A 21,212-nucleotide genomic window follows, 5' to 3' on the forward strand; every position below is an offset into this window, starting at 1 on the left:
AAAAAATTATAATTGCTTGGCATTTTGCTGTGCGTTTTCCTCTGCCTCATCTAATTGCTCTAGAAGCGTTAGCAGATTTGTTGGTAATGGCTCTTCTTGTATAGAGCCATATAATTGGCGCAATTTAGCTGTAATTTCGCTATGTGGCCCGATAAGCTCTTTCATTGATTTTTCTGCCGTGGATTTTTTTGTATCCATTTACTTGCCCCCGCATTATGCGCTTTTTAAATTATGCCACTTGGTCAGTGGTTGGTTAATTAACTGTGGGTTTAAAAGTTCCAGCCATGACATAATATTATTATACAGCAATAAATAGTAAATTGCGCTTAAAATGCAAAGGGCTTGTTTTCTTTTTTATCTTCACCATATAGATAGCCATCAATAGAGCTATTTATATTACGAGGTAAAACATGTCTTTGTCCACGCGTATCGCACCGCATTTACCATATCTCAGGCGCTTTGCACGCGCTGTAACAGGCTCGCAAAATTCTGGTGACGCCTATGTTGCTGCCATGCTAGAAGCTTTGATTGCTGATGTTAGTATATTTCCTGAAACTTCTAGCGACCGTATAAGCGTATATCATTTATTTTGTCAGCTATTTGATCAAACTTCTCCTAAATTAGCCGAACCTTTGCCAGTATTTGGTCTAGAGGAGCGGGCTAATGCTAAATTGTCTTATTTAACGCCGCGCGCAAGACAGGCATTCTTATTGGTGGCTGTAGAAGGCTTTAATGAAACAGAAATAGCTGAAATTTTAGATTTGCAATTAAGTGATGTGAAAAAATTAATAAGTGAAGCATCAAAAGACATCTCAGAACAAGTTGCCACTAGAATAATGATTATTGAAGATGAGCCTCTTATCGCCATGGACATAGAGCAGCTTACTGAAAGTTTAGGGCATACGGTTGTGGGCATAGCGCGTACTAGAGATGAAGCAAATGCGCTTTATGCTAAAGAAAAGCCGGGAATGATTTTGGCAGATATCCAGTTGGCAGATAATTCTTCTGGTATAGATGCTGTGAATGATATTTTAAAGCAAAATGACTTGCCCGTGATTTTTATAACTGCTTTTCCAGAAAGATTATTAACTGGAAAAAGGCCAGAGCCAACCTTTTTGGTAACAAAGCCATTCAATCCAGAGATGGTAAAGGCATTAATTTCTCAAGCATTGTTTTTTCAAGAAAATGCATCTAGCGCTGCTTAAGCCAACATTATGTTACAACATGCGGTAAAAAATAGAAATATTGATGAAAGACGTATCGGTGCTTTAATGCAAGCGATAGCCGGTGCAGACATTTGCGTGTTTTATCAAACAACCGATTTAATTTATCGCTGGGCAGAAAATGTACCAGAATTTTTGCTTGCACGGTGGCGTGTAGATTGTAGAGACAGTGATTTTTTGCCTGCTGATTTAGCAGAGCGATTGGAAACCAAAAAATTACAGGTTTTAGCTACTGGAGAATGCGCAACTACTGAATTGCGATTTGAGCATAATGCTCAACATATTTGGTATAAATTTTCAATAGATGCACATAGAGATGATACGGGGCATATAATTGGACTAATTACAACGGGTGTTAATGTTTCTGAAATACGACAGCGCGAACAAGTTTTAAAAGTTTTGCTGCGGGAGGTTAGCCACAGGTCAAAAAATCTCTTGGCTATTATTCAGAGCATAGCTTCGCAAACCGCAAGATTTAGTGAATCTACGGTAGTATTTTTAAAAAAATTTCAAGGTCGTCTTCAATCTCTTTCGCATAGCCAAGATTTGGTGACTAATTCTAATTGGCGTGGGGCTGGATTTTTTGAATTGATACAATCGCAAACAAGTCCCTATTTAGGTACAGAAAGCCATCGCTTTACTATAGTTGGGGATGATCCTTATTTTTTTCCTAATGCGGCCTTGCATATTGGTCTTGCTATACATGAGCTTTTGATAAATTCTCTTTCTTTTGGTGCTTTGGCCCAAGAAAAAGGTACTGTTGTGGTAAGTTGTGTAAAACAGATTACTAGTGATGATAAGTTGGTGGTAGCTGTAGCCTGGAATGAAAAATTTGACCCTGCTGGTGTTCTGCCTGAGGATCCAAAAGCATGTTTCGGCAGCGCAGTTTTAGAAAAAATAGTACCTGCCGCACTAAGCGGTACCGCCATATATACTATAGATAATTATGGCGTACTTTATAATGTAAAAATGCCTGAAACGCAGTTTGAATTTAATAAAATTCAAAGTTTTTAAGCAAAACTTCCATGGCAGTGTTTATATTTTTTACCGCTGCCACATGGACAAGGACTGTTTCGGCCTACCCGTCCCCAGTTTGTATCGTCTTTGGGAATTCTAGCTTGCGGTGTAACTCCACCTATTTCCAGCGTAGTAATATTCGATTCTAGCAGTCCGAGTTCCTCGCCTAATTCTGCATGCTGAGCCCTCAACTGTGACAAATCTATAATTGGCGTAGTTGGCTTTGCTATATCAATGCGCAAAAGCTTTGATATAGCGTCATAGCGCAATTGGCTTAGTAATTGCTGAAACAGTCCAAAAGCTTCTGTTTTATACTCGTTTAATGGGTCTCTTTGGGCGTATCCTCTGAACCCTACTACCGAACGTAAATGCTCTAGATTTTCTAAATGCTGACGCCAAAGTGTATCTATCGTTTCTATTAGCACAGTTTTTTCAAAGTAGCGTACGATTTCTGGCCCCGCATGTTGTTCTTTTTGGGTTAGCGATGCTTGTGCTGCCTTGTCAATTCTGTGGGCAATTTCTTTTGCGTTTATTCCATCTTCTTTTTGCCATTCTGCAAAAGGTAAAGTTAAATTAAAAGCCTCTTTAAGCTCTTTTGCTAAATTTTCTATGTCCCATTGTTCAGGATAATTATCAGCAGTTATATATTTAGCAGTAATGCTATGCATTACATCTTCGCGCATTTCTTCTATTACATCGGTTAAATGTTCAGATTGTAAAATTTCTAGACGTTGTTCAAATATAACCTTCCTTTGATCATTCATAACATCGTCATATTTTAATAGATTTTTTCTTATTTCAAAATTCCGTGCTTCTACTTTTGTCTGTGCTTTTTCTAAGGCCTTATTGATCCAAGGATGAGTAATAGCTTCTCCCTCTTTTAGACCAAGTTTTTGTAGCATGCCATGCATCCGCTCTGAGCCAAAAATACGCATTAAATCATCTTCTAAAGATAAAAAGAATTTAGATTTTCCTGGATCGCCTTGTCGTCCAGATCTGCCTCGTAGCTGATTGTCTATTCGGCGGCTTTCGTGCCTTTCGGTTGCTAAAACATATAGACCTCCGGCAGCAATTGCTTTGGCCTTTAATTGCGATATATCTTCTTTTAATGCTGTTATTTTTGCGTTGCGCTCTTCACCTTCTGGAATATTGGCTAATTCTTTCTCGATTCGCATTTCAAGGTTGCCGCCCAATTGAATATCTGTACCCCGCCCGGCCATATTGGTAGCGATAGTTATACTGCCAGGAACGCCTGCTTGCGCTATAATATAGGCTTCTTGCTCATGGTAGCGAGCGTTTAAGACTTGAAAGTCTTTAATGCCTTTGCGCTTTAATAAGGCGGCTAAATACTCTGATTTTTCTATGGAGGTCGTTCCTACTAAAATTGGTTGCGATTTCTCGCGTGCCGTATTTATTTCTGCTATAATTGCTTCGTATTTTTCTGCTGCTGTGCGGTATATTTCGTCATCTGCGTCTATACGTTGTACAGGAAGATTTGTAGGTATGGCTATAACTTCCAAATTGTAGATATTGCTAAATTCTTCTGCTTCTGTAGTGGCTGTTCCTGTCATGCCAGCTAGTTTTTCATACATTCGAAAATAGTTTTGAAAAGTTATAGAAGCCATGGTCTGGCTTTCTGGCTGTATAGTTACATGTTCTTTCGCCTCTAATGCTTGGTGCAATCCTTCGCTATAGCGGCGACCAGGCATCATACGGCCAGTAAATTCGTCTATTATAACTATTTCACTGCCACGTACCATATAGTCTTTGTCACGCATAAATAATTTATGTGCACGCAGAGCATTGTTAATATGGTGTACTATACTGGCGTTTTCTGCGTCATACAAATTATCGCCTTTTAAATAGCCTGCTTCAAATAGCATCTGTTCTAGTTTTTGTGTACCCGCTTCGGTAAAAACTGCACTTTTTTGTTTTTCATCTATCTCAAAATCATCAGAGCTTAGCTTAGGTATAAAGGTATCGATTAAATTATAAAAATCTGTACGATCTTCCAAAGGGCCAGAAATTATTAGCGGTGTACGAGCTTCATCTATTAATATCGAATCTACTTCATCAATAATAGCATAGTGATGTCCTCGCTGTACCATTTGGCTAAGTTCATAAGCCATATTATCCCGTAAATAATCAAAACCTAGTTCATTATTTGTTGCATAGGTAATATCACAACTATATGCTGCTCGCCTAGCGTTACTTTCCATTTCGTTTGTTATAACGCCAGTGCTTAGGCCCAGAAATTTATATATTTGGCCCATATTTTCGGAGTCACGTTTAGCCAAATAGTCATTAACTGTTACTACATGGACGCCTTTACCGCTCAATGCATTTAGATATACTGGCATAGTTGACATAAGGGTTTTACCTTCCCCTGTGCGCATTTGCGCTATGCTATGTTGGTGTAGAACAATGCCGCCTAACAATTGAACATCAAATGGCCGCATGCCTAAAACACGCTTGGCAGCTTCTCTTACCACGGCAAATGCTTCATATAATAAATTATCTAAAGGCTCACCTTTTTTTAATCTTTCTTTAAACTCAATAGTTTTGCGCTGCAACTCTTCATCACTAAGCGCCTGAATATTGGGTTCTAAAGAATTTATTTGGGTAATTTTGGGTATTAAATTTTTAATATGGCGATCGTGAGACGATCCGAATAATTTATGTGCTAAGCTCCATAAGCTGGCCATTCTTGTATTCTTTCTTTTTGCGGCTATATTTGAATTAATATATAGTATATAATATTAGACTAGTTACATATCTACATTATAAATGTAAATATTTAATATAAGCTATATTGCTAATTTAGCTTTCCTTAAGTTAAATTGATAACTATATTGAGATTGATATATAAATTGTTTTTACGGAGCCTAAATCAATGCGGTTGAATTATAAAATGAATAAATTGTTAGTGTCCTTGCTTGTGTCTACTGCCCTGTGTGGCGTAGGTAGGGTTAATGCAGCTACTATGGCAGCGCCAGTTCAAGCTAAAGCGCCAGTAGGGGCTAGCGAGCTAGAAATAAAAGATAGTGATGTTATGGCGGTGATACAGGGCAAAGCTGTTACGGCGCATGATTTAGATGTTATGGCTATGAATTTAGATTCAAACCTTATGCGGTTACCAGTGAATAAACGACGTTTAGCTACATTGCGTATTTATATCAGCATGGTCGCTTTAGCTCATGCGGCAGAGCAAAAGGGTCTAGCCGCTGGGGATAAATATCAACAAATGATGTCTTTTGCCCGTAATGAAGTTTTGCAGAAATTGTATATTAATCAAGAGATAATTGGTAAAATCAGCGATGCAGATTTAAAAGCGCGCTATGATAAAGAAGTAGCTGCTACACCGAAAGAAGAAGAGGTGCATGCAAGACATATTATCGTTAAAACTAAGCCAGAGGCAGAGGCTATAATTAAGCGCTTAGAGCAGGGTGAAAATTTTGAGACAATAGCAAAAGCTAGTTCAACAGATGGATCTGCCGCTGTTGGCGGTGATTTAGGCTATTTCAGTCATGGCCAAATGGTAGAACCATTTGAAAAAGCGGCCTTTGCTCTTAAAGTAGGGGGATATACTCATATGCCTGTTCAAAGCCCGTTTGGTTGGCACGTTATAAAATTAGAAGATAAACGTATTAAAAAATTGCCCGCTTTTGAAGATATGCGCGAAAATATGCGTAATTTAGTGGCCTCTGATCGTTATAAAGCATCTATAGGCGATTTGCGTAGCAAGGCCGACATAAAAATACCTAATAATGCTATAGCGAAAGAGCTAGATAAATTTGATAATATGGCTGCTGTTAATGGCAGCGAGGATGCTGATGAAGAAGCCAACTGAGCAAATTATGCCCCTCATAAAAGGGGCACATATAGCGACAATGCATTGCGGGCAGAAATATAAAAATCGTGATGATTTGTTATTTATGGTTTTTGATGCTGGCACCAATGTAGCGGGAGTTTTTACTCAATCATTGTGCCCCTCAGCTCCTGTTGATCATTGTCGCGAAATTTTGCCTTTTGGTCAAGCTAGAGCGTTGGTAGTAAATGCTGGCAATGCTAACGCTTTTACGGGTGCGGTAGGTGCAGAGGCCGCGAAAGCTGTTGCCGCACATGCAGCGACCGTAGCTAATTGTAAAGCAGAAGAAGTTTATTTGGCTTCTACAGGTGTTATAGGGGAGGCATTAAACCCAGCCCCTATATTAACTGCTTTATCAAATGCCGTGCTTGAAGACGGGCAGGATGCCTGGGGTAAAGCCGCAAAGGCTATAATGACCACTGATACCTATCCTAAATATGCTACCAGAAGTTTGGAGCTTGATGGATACAAGATTAATATAAATGCTATAGCAAAAGGTTCTGGTATGATAGCCCCTAACATGGCTACTATGCTATGTTTTATTGTTACCGATGTTTCTATATCTGTTCCTATTTTGCAAAGCATGCTAAAGAAAGGGGTAGATAAAACTTTCAATAATATTACTGTGGACAGTGATACCTCTACATCTGATACGATATTGTTGTTTGCCACTGGTCAGGCTGCTGGTGTTGAACGCGCTTTGGCTGATAATGAGGCCGAGCTTTTTTATCAGGCTTTAGAGGATATCTTGCAAGAATTGGCTCTATCTGTGGTAAAAGATGGAGAGGGGGCTACACATTTAATAAAAATAACAGTCGTTGGAGCGGTTAGTGATAGCTCTGCTAAGAAAATAGCTTTTTCAATTGCTAATTCTCCTTTGGTAAAAACTGCTATTGCGGGTAACGATGCTAATTGGGGCCGGGTAGTAATGGCCGTAGGTAAGGCAGGGGAAAAAGCTGACAGAGATAAATTATCTATCTTTTTTGGACCTTTCAGAATAGCTAATTGTGGAGTAGTAGATTCATCTTATAAAGAACAAGATGTAGCAGAATATATGAAAAATTATCAGATAGAAATTAAAGTAGATATAGGATTAGGGCAAGGCTGTGCCATAGTGTGGACTTGCGATTTTACAGAAGAATATGTGAAAATAAATGCAGACTACCGTAGTTGATATAGAACATTTAGCTAAAATACGTAGGTTAGAAGCTTTGTCAGCACGTGCTTGGCCAGCGGATAGTTTTTTTTATGAACGTGCTTGGCATGTAGGTTGCTATAAGGCTGAATTTCCAGCTTTAGGTAGTAAGGATGTGGCAATAATTACGCCTTTGGATGCTTCAGACAATGTGAATATTAAACAGCGTGTGGAGGCATTGAAAGTTAAATTAGGCCAAAAGATCTATCTTAGAATAACTCCATTAGCTGCTAAAGAAATTGCAGTGCAGCTGGATTTAGGTGCCTTGGATTATATATTAAAAAATAATGTTTTTATTGCTTCTGCAAAGGATGTAAACTTTAATTCATTATTAGAAATATCTCCTCTAACGCCAGAAGAATACGCAGAAGTATTTTCTATTTCTAAAGATTTAGTAAGGTTGGAGCTTGAATCTATAAGTAAAATTAAAGGTAAAGTATGCTATTTTAGCACCATTGATAGAAGCTATGGGGCTCGCTACATTTTGGATAATGGATTTGCTTATATAGATCGTTGGCCTAGCCAAGATGGTTTAGCTTCGGCCTTTATGGAAGCGGTGATTGCTCATGCAGTGAAGGATAAAGCTTTGTATGTTTGGTACAAAGCCCCTGCAGGTTTGATAGAGCCAGGCTTTAACTTTGAGTGTTTGTATAGTGAAGCCTATTATGCAGTTTAATAAAAATTCGCCATTAGTTGTAGTGGCTGCTGTTATATTCGATAGCTCTGATAGTGTGCTATTGTCACAACGCAAATTAGGTAAACGCTATGCGGGAATGTGGGAATTTCCTGGGGGTAAGGTTGAACATGGCGAGACTATTCATCAAGCTTTGGCCAGAGAGCTTTGGGAGGAATTAGATATAGTGGTAAATATTGAGACCAATACGGCTCCTTATATGAGTGTAGAGCATGAAGGGTTTTTATTACATATATTTTTATGTCATGAATTTCAGGGTGTTCCAGTTGCAAAAGAGCAACAAAAATTGCAAGTTTTTAAAATATTGGAGCTGCAAAATTTACGAATGCCACCAGCAGATATAGCCATTATTAGAAAACTTATTGAAGAGTTTGTTTGATTTATTTGGAGCCCAGTATTGCTTCGACAATATTATCAACTGATTGTTTGAGTAAGGCTACATTATCGCCCTCTGCCATAATGCGAACTAATGGTTCTGTGCCAGATGGCCGTACAACAATTCTACCCTCTTTAGCTAAATGTGTATTCGCAGCTTCTATAGCTTGCTTTACTTGTTCTGATTGCATAGCTGAAGCGCCATTGGCTTTAACATTTTTTAATATTTGTGGCACTGTTTCAAATTCTTTGCACAATTCTGATATTGGTTTATTGTTTTGCACGGCACAGGCAAGAATTTGTAGCGCAGCTATTAATCCATCGCCTGTAGCGCCATAGTCAGAGAATATAATATGGCCTGACTGTTCACCGCCAATATTGCAACCGAGTTCTCGCATTTTCTCTGCTACATAGCGGTCCCCTACCTTGGTTCGTATGAGTTCAAGATTAAGCTTATTTAAAAAACGCTCAAGCCCTAAATTAGACATTACAGTAGCTACAATACAGTTGGTACTAAGCTTTTTATTTTTTTGCCAATGGCTAGCTAGAATAGCAAGTATTTTATCTCCATCAACGATGTTACCTTGTTCATCGACTATTACAACTCGATCTCCATCGCCATCAAGCGCTATGCCTATATCGGCTCTAGTTTCTTTTAATTTTTCTATAAGCGAAGCTGGATGTGTTGAGCCGCAATCTAAATTTATATTTAAACCATCTGGTTTGTTATGTATAGTTATTACTTCTGCTCCAAGCTCCCAAAGCGCTAAGGGCGCCGACTTATATGCGGCGCCATTTGCACAATCTACTACAATACGCAACCCATCTAATCTTATATTTTTATCTAAGGTTCGCTTGGCAAACTCTACATAGCGGTAGATATCGCCATCTAAGCGCTTAACTCGTCCTAGTTTTTTGGTAAAAGCCAAGGATTGTAAATCTTTGCTATCTATAAGCTCTTCGATCTCTCGTTCAATAGCGTCGCTAAGTTTTAAGCCTTCATGATCAAACAACTTTATACCATTATAATAATATGGATTGTGTGAAGCGGAAATCATAACCCCTATATCGGAGCGCATTGAGCGACATAGCATAGAAACAGCAGGTGTTGGTATCGGCCCCAATAGCAATACATCCATGCCAGAAGCGGCTAGACCAGAAACTAAAGCACTTTCTAGCATATAGCAAGACAAGCGCGTATCCTTGCCGATGACCACTCGGCTAGTATGATTGCTGGTTGTTTTGTCGCGAAAGATAATGCCAATGGCCAGACCTACGCGCATTGCTAATTCTGGAGTAATGGGATGAATATTTGCTTCGCCCCTTATACCATCTGTTCCGAAATATTTGTTATTCATCTTGTACAAAATTTTTGCTTACTTGTGGCACGAAAGTTTTATCTTCAGCAGTAACGCGGTGCGCTGTATCTAAGCGCTTCAGTTTTTTACCTGCTATTACATCCTTGATTTCATCGCCTGTTAAAGTTTCATATTCTAATAAAGCTTCGGCTAAAATATTCCACTCTTTTTCATTTTTTTGCATAATTTCTGTAGCTTTTTGGTAGCCTTCATCTATTAGCCTTCTTACTTCATTATCTATAGTTTTAGCGGTTTCTTCTGAAACATTATGCTGGCGCGCAACAGAATGGCCAAGAAACACCTCATCTTGATTTTCGCCGTAAGCCACATTGCCTAATTTAGGCGAAAATCCCCAGCGTGTAACCATGTTGCGTGCAAGCTTTGTAGCTTGTTCGATATCAGAAGAAGCGCCAGCCGTTATATGGTCTTTGCCAAATTTTAGCTCTTCTGCTACGCGGCCGCCCATCATTATGGCAAGCCTGGCGAGCATCCATTGATAAGAAATAGAATATTTATCGCCTTCTGGTAATTGCATCACCATGCCTAAAGCTCTACCCCTTGGTACTATTGTTGCTTTATGTACCGGATCCGCTGCGGGCATGTTTAATGCTATAATGGCATGGCCGGCTTCGTGATATGCTGTTAGAGTTTTTTCTTCTTCGCTCATGGCGCTGGAGCGGCGCTCGGCACCCATCATAACTTTATCTTTAGCATTTTCAAATTCTTGCATAGTCACTAGGCGTTTATTGCGTCTTGCTGCTAATAAAGCTGCTTCATTAACTAAATTCATTAAGTCTGCTCCAGAAAAACCTGGTGTTCCTCTAGCTACAACTCGTAAATCAACATTAGGCGCTAATGGCACGTTGCGTACATGTACTTTTAATATTTGTTCGCGTCCATTGATATCTGGATTGGGCACAACGACCTGTCTATCAAAACGACCAGGGCGTAGCAAAGCTGGGTCTAAAACATCTGGTCTGTTGGTAGCTGCAATAAGTATAATGCTTTCCGTTGGTTGAAAGCCATCCATCTCTACTAATAGCTGGTTCAGGGTTTGTTCGCGCTCGTCATTACCACCGCCTAATCCAGCACCACGATGCCTACCTACAGCATCTATCTCATCTATAAAAATTATGCATGGAGAATTTTTTTTAGCTTGTTCGAACATATCACGAACGCGGCTTGCGCCGACCCCTACGAACATCTCAACAAAATCGGAGCCAGAAATGGTAAAAAATGGCACATTAGCCTCTCCTGCAACGGAGCGGGCCAATAATGTTTTACCAGTGCCAGGAGGGCCTACGAGTAGTACGCCGCGAGGTATTTTTCCACCTAGTTTTTGGAATTTTTTTGGGTCTTTTAAAAATTCTACGATTTCTTCTAGATCTTGCTTAGCTTCATCAACGCCAGCTACATCCGCAAAGGTTATTTTGCCTGCTGTTTGGGTTAGTAGTCTTGCTTTTGATTTGCCAAAGCCCATTGCTCCACCTCGGCCCGCGCCCTGCATTTGGCGCATAAAAAATACCCACACGCCTATCAATAATAATACTGGTAACATAGATATTATTAAATTCAGCAGAAAGCCGCTATTTGGGTTAGGTAATTCAGCTTTTATATCGACATTTTTGCGCTGTAACTTTGAAATTAATTGCGGGTCAAAAGGAGCAACAGTTTTATAATTTTTATTTATTTTAGATTGGCCCGTAAGCTGTGAACCTTGAATCGCCACAGATCGTATCTCGCCGGAGTCCACCTTGTTTAAAAATTCGGTATAGGTTAATTGTGTAGGTGCTGATTTTTGGCCATTGCCACCATAAAATGAAAATATAGCGATTAGCGATAGGGCTACGAACCCCCATATCATATAGGCGCGATAATTTTGATTCATAACCTATCCACTTCGTTACGTAAGGTTCATATATAAAGGATATTCATTAATATAAGTAAATGAATACATAGTTAAATATAACAACATATATTTTTATCTACAAGGCGCAATGGCTAAAATTAAATATGGCTTTTAGTTTTCTATATAATTCATGATCAAAGCCGCTAATTAACCAGTCATATATGGCTATATATGGTTGTATTTTTATTTTTTCAAATTCTGGGGGTAGGCAAATTTGCCTTTGGGCTGTAGTCGCTAAGGGTAGAGTCAAAAAGGGTAGATGAGTTTTACCAGCTTTTTCTATAATAAGACTTGATTGATGATATGATAAATTTATTTTATTAGGATGGCTGAAATTTTTCATTTCATCAAGAGTTGCAGCTCTTATTATAATATTATCGCCGCTAGTATTATAAATTTCATAACGTTTGTCCCAGAGAATGTTTTCACCAGACTTGCACTCTAGAATTGGAATTTGTCTGGATTCACGCCATATTCGCCAAAGATTTGATTTTTTTTCAACCATTGCTTGGCAAATATTGTAACGCAGGACAGGCTTTGATATGGTAAAAGCTTCAGCAAATTTTTCCATTTGGTGCGTTTGTGCTAAATAGGCTGCGCCCCCCATTATACTGGTAAGCAGATTTAAGAGAAAGCTGCACTCTTTACTATTATAAGGTGGCGGCAATTGAGTAAAATGCAATACTTCGCCAATAAAGTATGGTTGAATAATCATAATTAGTTCGATAATTTTTTGGTTTAAGCTTACACGAGCTAGTTGTTGTTGTTGTAATTTTTTAACCCATATTGTTTTTTTCTCTGGGGTAATTGGTCCTATAATTTGTCTTGTTCGCGCGCGCTCATACTTTGTATTATAATTAGTAGGGTCTTCTATCCATGTTTGTTTCAGTGATGTTAGATAATTCCTTAGCTCTTCTTTTGTTAAGCTTAATAAAGGTCGCAGTAAATAAATTTTTTTGAATATTAGCGATTTTCTAGCCATAGCAGATAGGCCGCGCCAACTATTTCTTTGTTGCCGCATAAGAAAGGTTTCGATTTGATCATTTAATGTGTGCCCGGTTAATAATATTGGCTTTTCATAATTTTTTGCACAATCATATAGTAATTTATAGCGCGCTAAACGTGCTTGCGTCGATATGCCTGTATCCGCCTTTGTTCCGGTCCAACGCAATAGATGATGGGTGATGGCGTGGTATTGGCATAATTTTTTTACCCATAGCGCTTCTGCTGCAGATTCAGGCCGAAGCTGGTGGTCAACATTAGCGGCGACAATATGTAATCGCTTATTTAAATATAATTTGTTGTATAGCTGCAATAAAAATAACAGTGCTAGAGAATCGCTACCACCAGAAACTGCAACGACAGCTGTTTGCGTATCTTGAAAGTCCTGTGAGGAAAAAATATTAACTAATTGGTTCTCAAGCACTATATGAATTTATTATTCTTTATTGCTAGCGATTATATGGTTTAATAACGCTTTATGGGTATATTCATTGCCAGCTACAATGTTGTTTTGGTTAAGCATATTGGCGCCGCCAGTTTTATCGCTTATAAACCCACCAGCCTCTGTTACTAGCAATATGCCAGCCGCCATATCCCAAGGCTGCAAATCTTGCTCCCAAAATCCGTCAAAGCGGGCAGATGCTACATAAGCCAGATCTAAAGCGGCAGCTCCGGTGCGTCTTATGCCTGCGCTTTGTGGCATTATAGCTCTTAATTCTTGTAAATAATTATTATGCTCTGGTTTACCTATGTGCGGTATACCTGTAGATATTAGGCAATCTTCTAAGTTACGCCTATGTGATACTCTTATACGCCTATCATTTAAGAAGGCTCCCTGCCCACGCTCTGCAGTAAATAGCTCATCTAATATAGGATTATAAATTACTGCTGCAACTAATTTGCCTTGGCTTTCTAAGGCAATTGATACGCAAAAAAATGGTACAGCATGTAAAAAATTTGTTGTGCCATCTAAAGGGTCTATTATAAAACGATGTTGATTATCGCTACCAATAATTTCTCCCCCTTCTTCCATTAAATAGCTATAGTTTGGTTTCGCCATAAGTAGGGTAGATTTAATTATATCCTCTGCTTTGCGGTCGGCTGTGCTAACATAGTCCCCTGGCTTTTTTAAGCTAACTTTAATATCTGCTGACGAGGCATAAGCTCTGCTCAATGCGCGGCCAGCTTTTAATGCTGCTTGCACCATTACATTCATTATTGCGGATCTAGCCATGATTGTGCCTTCTAGTTAAATATATATTGCTGTAGATCAATCGGCCCTGCGTAGATAAAGCAGTTCATTGGTGTCTACGATTATGCGTTCTCCTGCTGAGATAAACGGTGGCACCATAACTCTGATGCCATTTTCTAAAACCGCTGGTTTATATGCGGCTGTTGCTGTTTGTCCTTTTACCACTGGATCCGCTTCGGCAATGGTGGCTGTGACGTGGTCTGGCAGGGAGATGCCTATAGGTTTTTCATTATGTAATTCTAGAGTTACTTTCATGCCATCTTGCAAAAAAGCAGCCCTTTCGCCAACAAAATCTTCTGCTAATTCTATTTGGTCGTAATTTTCTGTATCCATAAATACTAAATCTTCATTCTGCTTGTATAAAAAAGTAAAATCTTTTTGCTCCAGCCGAACTTTTTCTACCGACTCAGCAGAGCGAAATCTTTCATTTAATTTTGTGCCGTCAATAAGATTCTTTAACTCGACTTGATTAAAGGCGCCGCCTTTTCCTGGTTTAACAGAGTTGCATTTTACAGCAACCCACAGCGAATTATTGTGCTCTATTACGTTTCCTGGTTTTATTTCGTTTCCATTGATTTTCATTATTTTAGCCCTTTTAAAGATTTACCTATATAACTGATTGTTTGATTTTTATCAAAAGAATTTAACAATAAATTATCAATGCTTATATATTCGGCTTCAGTTTTTTTTGCGTTTTCCAGATAATTTATTTCTTTGCCACATTGAATTACTGCAGGAATTTGCATTACCTCGCTCCACCAACTGCACAAGGCAAGGTTACGTGGATGCGGCTGGTTTTTATCATCTCGTCCTAATGCGCCAAAAAAAAGGTAATCAGCCCCATATTCACCCGCTAGCATTGCATTATGCTTATTAGGCGGGGCGCCATAGCCTATAATTAGTTCATTTGATGTTTGTTTTATTAGTTTTAATTTTTCTAGATCGTTTTCGACATGTAAGCCATCCGCTTCAAGTGCATTTACTATATTTAATTCTGCTTTTAAAATTACTAATAGCCCTTTTTTTTGTAGTGCTTTGCTTATGGCTGATGCTTTTTGCCATTGTGTTTGCAGTGAATCATTGTAAATAATAACCGCCTTTATTGTACCTAGTTCTTCTAGCTCTAAAAGATATGCAAGCTTTGTTATTTCGCAAGTTAAAAACAGCTGCTGTGTGTTAGGTTTCATATTAACCATTATTTAAAAAAATTGTTTTTTTGGTTTATATTCTTGCTATAATAATTTCGTAGCTGCAATTTTCATATTCGGCGATGTGTTAATAAACGGAACTAAGCGTTATCTAAAAGCATTATTAGAAGCATCGGCGCTAATTATAATGATATAGGGACCAGCATGCAGAAGAAACGGCAAAAATTTATTACTGCGAATAATATGCTAATTCTGATGGAGAATCAAGCCTATGCTGCGGTATTTGCAAAAACATATGCGCGTGGTATGCAGCTAATAGAGTGCACCGCCGCTTATATAGACGGGCCAGGTAAAAGCTTGCTACGTGAGCTAGACGAAGAGCAGCTGGCTCTGTATACTAGAGAGGCTGGTGCTATAAGTACCAGATTGATGCAGATAGCTTCTTGGCTGTTGCTGTTTCGCGCTTGGCTAGAAAAAGATATGTCATTGCAGCGCATCAAGGATGAAAAAACAAAAATATGTTTACAGACTCCTAGTGAGCGTTACAAGCATGGTCGCTGGGACGAATTGCCAGAAATATTTAGGTTATTGGTACTAGATTCTTTGCGCTTAGAGACTCGCTTGCGTAATTTGGACAGTTTAGTAAGCAAAGCGCTTGATGGTATAATAGATAATGATAATTTTGTACGTCAGCAGCAGAAAAAACTTTACGCAGCTTTTAATGCAAACTTAATCTGATTTTTTTATTAACCTAATATTATGCCCCTTGCGGTTATTATAGCTGTTTGATTGAATATTATTTGATAGGTAAAAGCATTCGTATTATAGGCATAGACCCTGGGTTGCGTAATATGGGGTGGGGTATTATTGAAGTTTACGGAAGCAAATTGAGCTTTATAGCTTGTGGCACTCTACATTCTGATAATAGCTCAGCGCTTGCGGAACGCTTGCAGCAGTTATTTTTAGGTCTTACCGACATATTTAAGCAGTTTTGCCCTCAAGAGGCGGCGGTTGAGCAAACTTTTGTTAATAAAGATGCCGTTGCCACGTTAAAATTAGGGCAAGCTCGTTCTGTGGCTTTGTTAGTGCCAGCCTTGCAAAATGTGGCTGTAGCTGAATATGCTCCCAATAAGGTTAAAAAAGCTGTAATAGGCGTTGGCCATGGTGATAAAGCTCAAATTCAGATGATGGTTAAGATGTTGATTCCGGCTGCAAAGTTTAAAACTCCAGACGCTGCGGACGCTTTGGCTATAGCGATATGCCACGCGCATTCTAGGGTTGCCAACAAGAGATTGGCCGCCTTGCGATAATAGATATATTTGTGATAGATTAACTAGAAAATATACGGGTGTTGCATATCAAAGACAGGCGATTACATAAATGCTAGGAAAATTGACTGGTATTATAGATGAAGTTAATAATGATAATATTATTTTGGATGTTAGAGGGGTTGGATATCTTATCTACATGCCTGGTAATGTTATTGCCAGCCTAGCTTTGGGCAAAACATATAGTTTTTATATTCATACTTATGTTAGAGAGGACGCTTTGCGTCTTTTTGGTTTTTTGCAAAAGGCGCAATTGGAGTGGTTCTTGTTGTTGCAGAATGTGCCAGGTGTTGGGGCTAAAGTTGCTTTAGCTATATTGGGGAATGCTGAATTGGTAGAGTTGTCTGCGGCCGTGGCGTCTGGCAATGTCTCAGCTCTAAGTCGTGCGCCTGGTGTAGGCCAAAAAGTTGCCACGCGTATAATTTTAGAATTAAAAAATAAAATAAAATCCATTTATTCAGATTATGCCGTTAGTAATATTGGTACTAATAGTGTTATCGGTAAACCGGGGGCTGCTGACGATGCGATTTCGGTTTTACTTAATCTGTCTTATAGCAAAGAACAGGCTTCAAATGCTGTCGCTTTAGCCTTACAAGAGCTAACGCCAGAAGCAGAATGTGCTCAGATAGTGCGGATAAGTTTAAAAAAATTGGCGATAGCGTAGGGGGTATAAACCTATAATGGCAGAGATACTTACGCCGCATAAGCAGCCGCAAGATAATGATGGCAGTTTACGGCCGCAAAGCTTGGATGATTTCATAGGTCAGGAGGCGGCTAGGGCTAATTTGAAGGTTTTTATTACTGCTGCTAAATCACGATCAGAAGCTTTAGACCATGTTTTATTTGTGGGCCCTCCGGGGTTGGGTAAAACCACGTTGGCTCAAATAATGGCAAAAGAATTGGGAGTAAATTTTCGCTCTACTTCTGGTCCCGTAATAGCTAAAGCTGGCGATTTGGCAGCAATTTTAACCAATTTAGAAGAGGGCGATGTTTTATTTATTGATGAGATACATAGATTATCGCCAGCAATAGAAGAAATTTTATATCCAGCTATGGAAGATTTTCAATTAGATTTGATAATTGGCGAAGGGCCAGCCGCGCGTTCTGTAAAAATAGATTTAGCAAAATTTACTCTAGTTGCAGCTACAACTAGGTTAGGATTATTGACTACGCCTTTACGTGACCGCTTTGGTATACCAGTCAGGTTGAATTTTTATAAGCCACAGGAGCTTTGTTTAATAGTTCAAAGAGCAGCTCATTTATTAGGATTAGCGATAGATAAGCAAGGGGCCTTGGAGATTGCTAATAGATCTCGAGGAACGCCTCGTATAGCAGGGCGTTTGATCCGGCGCGTGCGCGATTTTGCGCATGCTATGGAGGCAGAATTAATAACTCAAGATATAGCCGATAGAGCATTGCAGCGGTTAGATGTTGATAGTAAGGGCCTAGATCAGTTAGATAAGCGTTATTTAACTTTGATGGCTATGAATTTTGGAGGCGGTCCAGTGGGGATAGAAACATTAAGCGCTGCTTTGAGTGAACCTCGCGATGCTATTGAAGACATTATAGAGCCATATCTATTGCAGCAGGGGTTTATTCAGCGTACGCCGCGGGGACGTGTAATGACACAAATGGCTTGGCATCATTTAGGGCTTACGCAACAAGAAACATTGTTATAGAATTAGAAAGGCTACGCGTGAAAGATTATTTTTTAGCAAGGGTATATGCTTTTTCCGCTTCTTCTCAGCAGGAGCTTTTAAGTGTAGCTTTGATATTTAGCGAAGATAAAGCGCGTTTATTTAGCCGTTATAGTAAATTATATTCCGTTGGTGCGATTGAGCTCGATCAGGTTTTTACAAAATTTATTGCAGATGAGTTGCAAACACAAGAGCAGCTGCTAAGTGCTTATAAAGAGCGCTTTGGCAATGAATTAGTTCCGCAAACCCTCACGCCGCTACAAGCTTTGTTTTTTCGGCTATGGTTTAACATTAAGAAGCAAAGCGATGTTTTTGACAAGGAGCTTGCAAAGCTTATTTGGTTAGAGCGTAAATCGGTAGGGTTTTATAATTTGGCCTTGAGGCACGTATTAGACTTAGATTTACGTAGACTTTTTAATAATTTAGCTGAACAAGCGCAACAGCGCAAAGCTATATTAAAGAAGCTGTTAAAAAATCATCAATTAAAATCTGTTCATTTTTGCGCTACAGAACAAAAATATAAAGAAAAATTGCTAACCTTGATTCAGCCAGGGCTAGCTGGGTTGATGGATGGCTCTATTTCTACACTAGCCCCTATTTTTGCCGCGGCTTTTGCTACTAATAATACGAAAGAAACATTTTTGGTTGGTCTTTCTGCCTCTCTTGGGGCTGGGATATCCATGGGCTTTACAGAGGCAATACATGATGATGGCAAGATAAGTGGCCGTGGCTCGCCATTAAAGCGTGGTCTGGCAAATGGCATCATGACTACTATAGGTGGGTTAGGCCATACAATGCCTTATTTGATTAATAATTTTGAATTAGCTACCACTATTGCTATTATCTTAGTTTTTATAGAATTATGGGTTATTGTTTGGATACAAAATAAATTTATGAAAATTTCATTTCGGCGCGCTATAACGCAAGTAGTCTTAGGGGGTGCTTTGGTTTTTGCCGTTGGAATTATTATAGGAAAAAGTTAATAAGGAGTAGGTTATATGCCAAAATTAGGGATAATTAGATTAGCTCATAGTGTAGGGCTGGATTTGCCGAGTTATAAGACGTTCGGTGCGTCTGGGCTAGATTTAGCTGCAGCCGTGCCAAGTGACGAGGATATGGTTATTGCTGCTGGAGAGCGTGGCTTGGTACCTACAGGATTGATTTTTGAGCTGCCTGAAGGGTATGAAATGCAGATACGGCCGCGCTCTGGATTAGCGCTTAATCAGGGTATTAGTTGTCCCAACAGCCCGGGTACTATAGATAATGACTACCGCGGTGAGGTAAAGGTATTATTGATTAATTTGGGAAAAGAGCCCTTTGTTATAAAGCGTGGTATGCGTATAGCGCAAGCGGTATTGGCACCGTTTTTTCAAGTAAAAATTGAAGAGCGCGAGCAAGCATCCCCTACAAAGCGCGGAGATAGTGGTTTTGGCTCTACGGGTGTATAAGATGTTGGTTAAATAAATTTTTGCTATATTGGTTTTCTTTCAATTTGCGCTATTTATTCCTGTATTGTTTGTGGATTATTGTAATCTATGGATACGAATAAATAAATATTAAAGGATAAATAGGATGGGTGAACATATGGATAAAACTATTGATGCTATGAAAAAGGATGACATAAAGGGTCAAATCAATCAATTGCGTGAAGAAATTGCTGAAGTTACTGATAATATTAAAAATTATGGTTCAGAAAATGTAAAAGATAAGCTCAGCGATTTTTATTATGAAGCGAAGCATAAAGGTGCAGAATCTTATAATGAAGCTAGAGATAGATTTTATGACTTGCAAGATCATTTATCAGAAGAAGTTAGAAGAAAACCGCTCTCTAGTTTAGCTATAGCAGCTGGCGTGGGTTTTGTAGCAGCTTTATTGACCAGGCGTTAAGCCATGTTTTCTTTACTCAAACCTTTGTTAAGAAATTTAGCAAGTGACTCTATGCAAAGTGGAGTTAAAGCTGTTAAAGATCATATAATTTTATGGTCTGTGGTTTTGATTGCCTGTATATTTTTATTATTGTTTGGCAATCTTACTATATATTTGCTTATAGCGGCTAAAATAGGAGCCATATATGCAGCGCTTATCTTATGCTTGGTTTGGGCTGCCGCTTTTGTAGCGGCATTGTCTGCTGCCGCTTCTCTATATCGGCAGGCAAAAGAACGCAATTCTATGCAAATAGCCTCTGCTATACACAGAAATAGGGAATTAATTATGCCTATAGCTCTTGGTGCTTTGTCGTTGGTTCGTACAAAAAAACGAGTCATTACTGTGGTAGGAGCTATGGTAGCTGGCGGCGTAACGGCTGCCGCTACTAGGCTTTTTAAGCGTAAGAAGTGTTGAGATAACCGTAATTTTCTGCAGAGATGATACGCTTTGCAGAAAATTCATAAAACATATTTATGAGCATTGGATAGAGTTAGTACATCTACATGCTTAGCTCCTGCTCGCAATAGAATTTTGCTGGCTGCCTTTACAGTGGCCCCTGTTGTATATACATCGTCTATTAGCAAGACTGTTTTATTTTGTATAATCGGCTTATATTTTTCACTACATGTGAAAGCAGATTTTACGTTTTGCTCCCTGGCTTTACTTCTTAAACTCGCTTGGGGTTTCGTGTTTTTGAGGCGCTTTAGAATATTTGGGTTATAGGGTTTTTGCGCTAATTTTGCTAAATGCTTTGCCAAAAGTGCCGCTTGATTATAACGGCGAGATAGGAATCTTTTATAGTGCAGAGCAATAGGTACAATTATGTCACAATCTTTTATTAATTGAGGCCATTTTTTGAGCATGTGATAGGCAAAAATTGGAGCTAAATCTTCGCGATCTCCATATTTTAATCGTGAAATTAATCTGCTAGCCAAATCGCGATGTTGAAACACGGCACGAGCACGTCGAAAGGGTGGTGGGTGCATCAAAGCTTCGATAGAGAGCGTAGTTTTGGCAACGCCATTGATCAATCCCAGGCCCATACCATAGACGGGGCAATAAGGTTCTTGTATAAAATGTATATCGCGATAACAAATCTGACAAATATCTCCGTGTTTTTGCACTTTAGAGCCACATCCAAAGCAGGTGGGCGGAAAGATAATGTTAGTACAGAATACTAAACTCTGTTTTACAAATATACTGGCCATGAGCTGTATTAT

Annotated in this window: 23 protein-coding genes; 14 read left to right on the forward strand and 9 right to left on the reverse strand. The window is 39.1% G+C overall.

Annotation, left to right across the window (positions count from 1 at the left end; genetic code table 11):
- Positions 1 to 6: 6 nt before the first annotated feature.
- Positions 7 to 198 carry a NepR family anti-sigma factor gene (locus QVL57_RS03555; protein WP_290075781.1) on the reverse strand — a complete coding sequence of 64 codons (192 nt, stop codon included), beginning with the start codon at positions 196 to 198 and terminating at the stop codon, positions 7 to 9.
- Between the two features lie 212 nt (positions 199 to 410).
- On the opposite strand from QVL57_RS03555, the gene QVL57_RS03560 reads away from it, so the two are divergent.
- Together QVL57_RS03560 and QVL57_RS03565 are read left to right on the forward strand one after the other, a co-directional pair.
- On the forward strand, positions 411 to 1,205 hold the full coding sequence (locus QVL57_RS03560) for a response regulator (protein WP_290075783.1): 795 nt from the start codon (positions 411 to 413) through the stop codon (positions 1,203 to 1,205).
- Positions 1,206 to 1,214: 9 nt separating this feature from the next.
- On the forward strand, positions 1,215 to 2,237 hold the full coding sequence (locus QVL57_RS03565) for a PAS domain-containing sensor histidine kinase (protein WP_290075785.1): 1,023 nt from the start codon (positions 1,215 to 1,217) through the stop codon (positions 2,235 to 2,237).
- Here the strand turns inward: QVL57_RS03565 and secA are convergent.
- Positions 2,234 to 4,945: a preprotein translocase subunit SecA gene (gene secA, locus QVL57_RS03570; RefSeq protein WP_290075786.1), complete on the reverse strand. Its 2,712-nt coding sequence runs from the start codon at positions 4,943 to 4,945 to the stop codon at positions 2,234 to 2,236. The genes QVL57_RS03565 and secA overlap by 4 nt on opposite strands.
- Before the next feature lie 188 nt (positions 4,946 to 5,133).
- Between secA and QVL57_RS03575 the strand changes: the two genes are divergently transcribed.
- The 4 genes from QVL57_RS03575 to QVL57_RS03590 are packed head-to-tail and all read left to right on the forward strand — an operon-like array spanning position 5,134 to position 8,376.
- Positions 5,134 to 6,090 (forward strand): peptidylprolyl isomerase, encoded by a 957-nt coding sequence (locus QVL57_RS03575; protein WP_290075788.1) that lies wholly within the window; start codon positions 5,134 to 5,136, stop codon positions 6,088 to 6,090.
- Positions 6,056 to 7,282, forward strand: a complete 1,227-nt coding sequence (gene argJ, locus QVL57_RS03580; protein WP_290075789.1) for a bifunctional glutamate N-acetyltransferase/amino-acid acetyltransferase ArgJ — start codon at positions 6,056 to 6,058, stop codon at positions 7,280 to 7,282. The genes QVL57_RS03575 and argJ overlap by 35 nt, the downstream gene beginning before the upstream one ends.
- Positions 7,263 to 7,979: a hypothetical protein gene (locus QVL57_RS03585; RefSeq protein WP_290075791.1), complete on the forward strand. Its 717-nt coding sequence runs from the start codon at positions 7,263 to 7,265 to the stop codon at positions 7,977 to 7,979. The genes argJ and QVL57_RS03585 overlap by 20 nt, the downstream gene beginning before the upstream one ends.
- Positions 7,969 to 8,376, forward strand: a complete 408-nt coding sequence (locus tag QVL57_RS03590) for a (deoxy)nucleoside triphosphate pyrophosphohydrolase (protein ID WP_290075793.1) — start codon at positions 7,969 to 7,971, stop codon at positions 8,374 to 8,376. Before QVL57_RS03585 ends, QVL57_RS03590 begins: the two co-directional genes overlap by 11 nt.
- 1 nt (position 8,377) lies before the next feature.
- On the opposite strand, the gene glmM is transcribed toward QVL57_RS03590, so the two are convergent.
- From glmM to QVL57_RS03620, 6 genes are all read right to left on the reverse strand, one after another.
- Positions 8,378 to 9,730, reverse strand: a complete 1,353-nt coding sequence (glmM, locus tag QVL57_RS03595; protein ID WP_290075795.1) for a phosphoglucosamine mutase — start codon at positions 9,728 to 9,730, stop codon at positions 8,378 to 8,380.
- On the reverse strand, positions 9,723 to 11,618 hold the full coding sequence (ftsH, locus tag QVL57_RS03600) for an ATP-dependent zinc metalloprotease FtsH (RefSeq protein WP_290075797.1): 1,896 nt from the start codon (positions 11,616 to 11,618) through the stop codon (positions 9,723 to 9,725). Before ftsH ends, glmM begins: the two co-directional genes overlap by 8 nt.
- Positions 11,619 to 11,715: 97 nt before the next feature.
- Entirely contained in the window at positions 11,716 to 13,065 is a 1,350-nt protein-coding gene (tilS, locus tag QVL57_RS03605) for a tRNA lysidine(34) synthetase TilS (RefSeq protein ID WP_290075799.1), read from the reverse strand.
- A gap of 12 nt (positions 13,066 to 13,077) precedes the next feature.
- Positions 13,078 to 13,875 carry an inositol monophosphatase family protein gene (locus tag QVL57_RS03610; RefSeq protein ID WP_290075801.1) on the reverse strand — a complete coding sequence of 266 codons (798 nt, stop codon included), beginning with the start codon at positions 13,873 to 13,875 and terminating at the stop codon, positions 13,078 to 13,080.
- Positions 13,876 to 13,911: 36 nt separating this feature from the next.
- A complete protein-coding gene (gene efp / locus QVL57_RS03615) occupies positions 13,912 to 14,475 on the reverse strand; it encodes an elongation factor P (RefSeq protein ID WP_290075802.1) in 564 nt (187 codons plus the stop codon).
- Positions 14,475 to 15,080, reverse strand: a complete 606-nt coding sequence (locus QVL57_RS03620; RefSeq protein ID WP_290075804.1) for a thiamine phosphate synthase — start codon at positions 15,078 to 15,080, stop codon at positions 14,475 to 14,477. Before QVL57_RS03620 ends, efp begins: the two co-directional genes overlap by 1 nt.
- A 165-nt stretch (positions 15,081 to 15,245) precedes the next feature.
- Here QVL57_RS03620 and QVL57_RS03625 point away from each other — a divergent pair, with 165 nt between their 5' ends.
- The 8 genes from QVL57_RS03625 to QVL57_RS03660 all read left to right on the forward strand — a co-directional run bounded on the left by QVL57_RS03625 (position 15,246) and on the right by QVL57_RS03660 (position 20,406).
- Entirely contained in the window at positions 15,246 to 15,779 is a 534-nt protein-coding gene (locus tag QVL57_RS03625; protein WP_290075806.1) for a DUF1465 family protein, read from the forward strand.
- A 65-nt stretch (positions 15,780 to 15,844) separates the two neighbouring features.
- Complete coding sequence (gene ruvC, locus QVL57_RS03630) at positions 15,845 to 16,351, forward strand: crossover junction endodeoxyribonuclease RuvC (RefSeq protein ID WP_290077394.1); 507 nt, start codon at positions 15,845 to 15,847, stop codon at positions 16,349 to 16,351.
- Positions 16,352 to 16,421: 70 nt separating this feature from the next.
- Positions 16,422 to 17,033, forward strand: coding sequence for a Holliday junction branch migration protein RuvA (gene ruvA, locus QVL57_RS03635; protein ID WP_290075808.1), 612 nt, complete (start codon positions 16,422 to 16,424; stop codon positions 17,031 to 17,033).
- Positions 17,034 to 17,049: 16 nt separating this feature from the next.
- Positions 17,050 to 18,048, forward strand: coding sequence for a Holliday junction branch migration DNA helicase RuvB (ruvB, locus tag QVL57_RS03640; protein ID WP_290075810.1), 999 nt, complete (start codon positions 17,050 to 17,052; stop codon positions 18,046 to 18,048).
- Positions 18,049 to 18,065: 17 nt separating this feature from the next.
- Positions 18,066 to 19,049 (forward strand): rubrerythrin family protein, encoded by a 984-nt coding sequence (locus QVL57_RS03645; RefSeq protein WP_290075811.1) that lies wholly within the window; start codon positions 18,066 to 18,068, stop codon positions 19,047 to 19,049.
- Positions 19,050 to 19,064: 15 nt separating this feature from the next.
- Complete coding sequence (gene dut, locus QVL57_RS03650; RefSeq protein ID WP_290075814.1) at positions 19,065 to 19,514, forward strand: dUTP diphosphatase; 450 nt, start codon at positions 19,065 to 19,067, stop codon at positions 19,512 to 19,514.
- Between the two features lie 124 nt (positions 19,515 to 19,638).
- Entirely contained in the window at positions 19,639 to 19,953 is a 315-nt protein-coding gene (locus QVL57_RS03655; protein ID WP_290075815.1) for a DUF883 domain-containing protein, read from the forward strand.
- Positions 19,954 to 19,956: 3 nt separating this feature from the next.
- The gene (locus tag QVL57_RS03660) at positions 19,957 to 20,406 is read left to right on the forward strand and encodes a hypothetical protein (RefSeq protein WP_290075817.1); all 450 of its coding nucleotides are present in this window, start codon (positions 19,957 to 19,959) and stop codon (positions 20,404 to 20,406) included.
- A 44-nt stretch (positions 20,407 to 20,450) separates the two neighbouring features.
- Here QVL57_RS03660 and QVL57_RS03665 read toward each other — a convergent pair whose 3' ends face one another.
- The gene (locus QVL57_RS03665) at positions 20,451 to 21,200 is read right to left on the reverse strand and encodes a ComF family protein (protein ID WP_290075819.1); all 750 of its coding nucleotides are present in this window, start codon (positions 21,198 to 21,200) and stop codon (positions 20,451 to 20,453) included.
- Positions 21,201 to 21,212 lie beyond the last annotated feature (12 nt).

This window comes from Bartonella sp. TP, assembly GCF_030406085.1.
Lineage (GTDB): Bacteria > Pseudomonadota > Alphaproteobacteria > Rhizobiales > Rhizobiaceae > CALTWN01.

What these genes read in the sequence shown, in the direction of transcription:
- glmM (WP_290075795.1), bottom strand. Translation starts at nt 9,730, where the DNA reads ATGAATAACAAATATTTCGGAACAGATGGTATAAGGGGCGAAGCAAAT.
- QVL57_RS03590 (WP_290075793.1), top strand. Translation starts at nt 7,969, where the DNA reads ATGCAGTTTAATAAAAATTCGCCATTAGTTGTAGTGGCTGCTGTTATA.
- QVL57_RS03655 (WP_290075815.1), top strand. Translation starts at nt 19,639, where the DNA reads ATGGGTGAACATATGGATAAAACTATTGATGCTATGAAAAAGGATGAC.
- ruvB (WP_290075810.1), top strand. Translation starts at nt 17,050, where the DNA reads ATGGCAGAGATACTTACGCCGCATAAGCAGCCGCAAGATAATGATGGC.
- QVL57_RS03575 (WP_290075788.1), top strand. Translation starts at nt 5,134, where the DNA reads ATGCGGTTGAATTATAAAATGAATAAATTGTTAGTGTCCTTGCTTGTG.
- QVL57_RS03610 (WP_290075801.1), bottom strand. Translation starts at nt 13,875, where the DNA reads ATGGCTAGATCCGCAATAATGAATGTAATGGTGCAAGCAGCATTAAAA.
- secA (WP_290075786.1), bottom strand. Translation starts at nt 4,945, where the DNA reads ATGGCCAGCTTATGGAGCTTAGCACATAAATTATTCGGATCGTCTCAC.
- argJ (WP_290075789.1), top strand. Translation starts at nt 6,056, where the DNA reads ATGGCAGCGAGGATGCTGATGAAGAAGCCAACTGAGCAAATTATGCCC.
- ftsH (WP_290075797.1), bottom strand. Translation starts at nt 11,618, where the DNA reads ATGAATCAAAATTATCGCGCCTATATGATATGGGGGTTCGTAGCCCTA.
- QVL57_RS03620 (WP_290075804.1), bottom strand. Translation starts at nt 15,080, where the DNA reads ATGAAACCTAACACACAGCAGCTGTTTTTAACTTGCGAAATAACAAAG.
- QVL57_RS03565 (WP_290075785.1), top strand. Translation starts at nt 1,215, where the DNA reads ATGTTACAACATGCGGTAAAAAATAGAAATATTGATGAAAGACGTATC.
- QVL57_RS03665 (WP_290075819.1), bottom strand. Translation starts at nt 21,200, where the DNA reads ATGGCCAGTATATTTGTAAAACAGAGTTTAGTATTCTGTACTAACATT.
- QVL57_RS03625 (WP_290075806.1), top strand. Translation starts at nt 15,246, where the DNA reads ATGCAGAAGAAACGGCAAAAATTTATTACTGCGAATAATATGCTAATT.
- QVL57_RS03560 (WP_290075783.1), top strand. Translation starts at nt 411, where the DNA reads ATGTCTTTGTCCACGCGTATCGCACCGCATTTACCATATCTCAGGCGC.
- dut (WP_290075814.1), top strand. Translation starts at nt 19,065, where the DNA reads ATGCCAAAATTAGGGATAATTAGATTAGCTCATAGTGTAGGGCTGGAT.
- efp (WP_290075802.1), bottom strand. Translation starts at nt 14,475, where the DNA reads ATGAAAATCAATGGAAACGAAATAAAACCAGGAAACGTAATAGAGCAC.
- QVL57_RS03585 (WP_290075791.1), top strand. Translation starts at nt 7,263, where the DNA reads ATGCAGACTACCGTAGTTGATATAGAACATTTAGCTAAAATACGTAGG.
- ruvA (WP_290075808.1), top strand. Translation starts at nt 16,422, where the DNA reads ATGCTAGGAAAATTGACTGGTATTATAGATGAAGTTAATAATGATAAT.
- QVL57_RS03660 (WP_290075817.1), top strand. Translation starts at nt 19,957, where the DNA reads ATGTTTTCTTTACTCAAACCTTTGTTAAGAAATTTAGCAAGTGACTCT.
- QVL57_RS03555 (WP_290075781.1), bottom strand. Translation starts at nt 198, where the DNA reads ATGGATACAAAAAAATCCACGGCAGAAAAATCAATGAAAGAGCTTATC.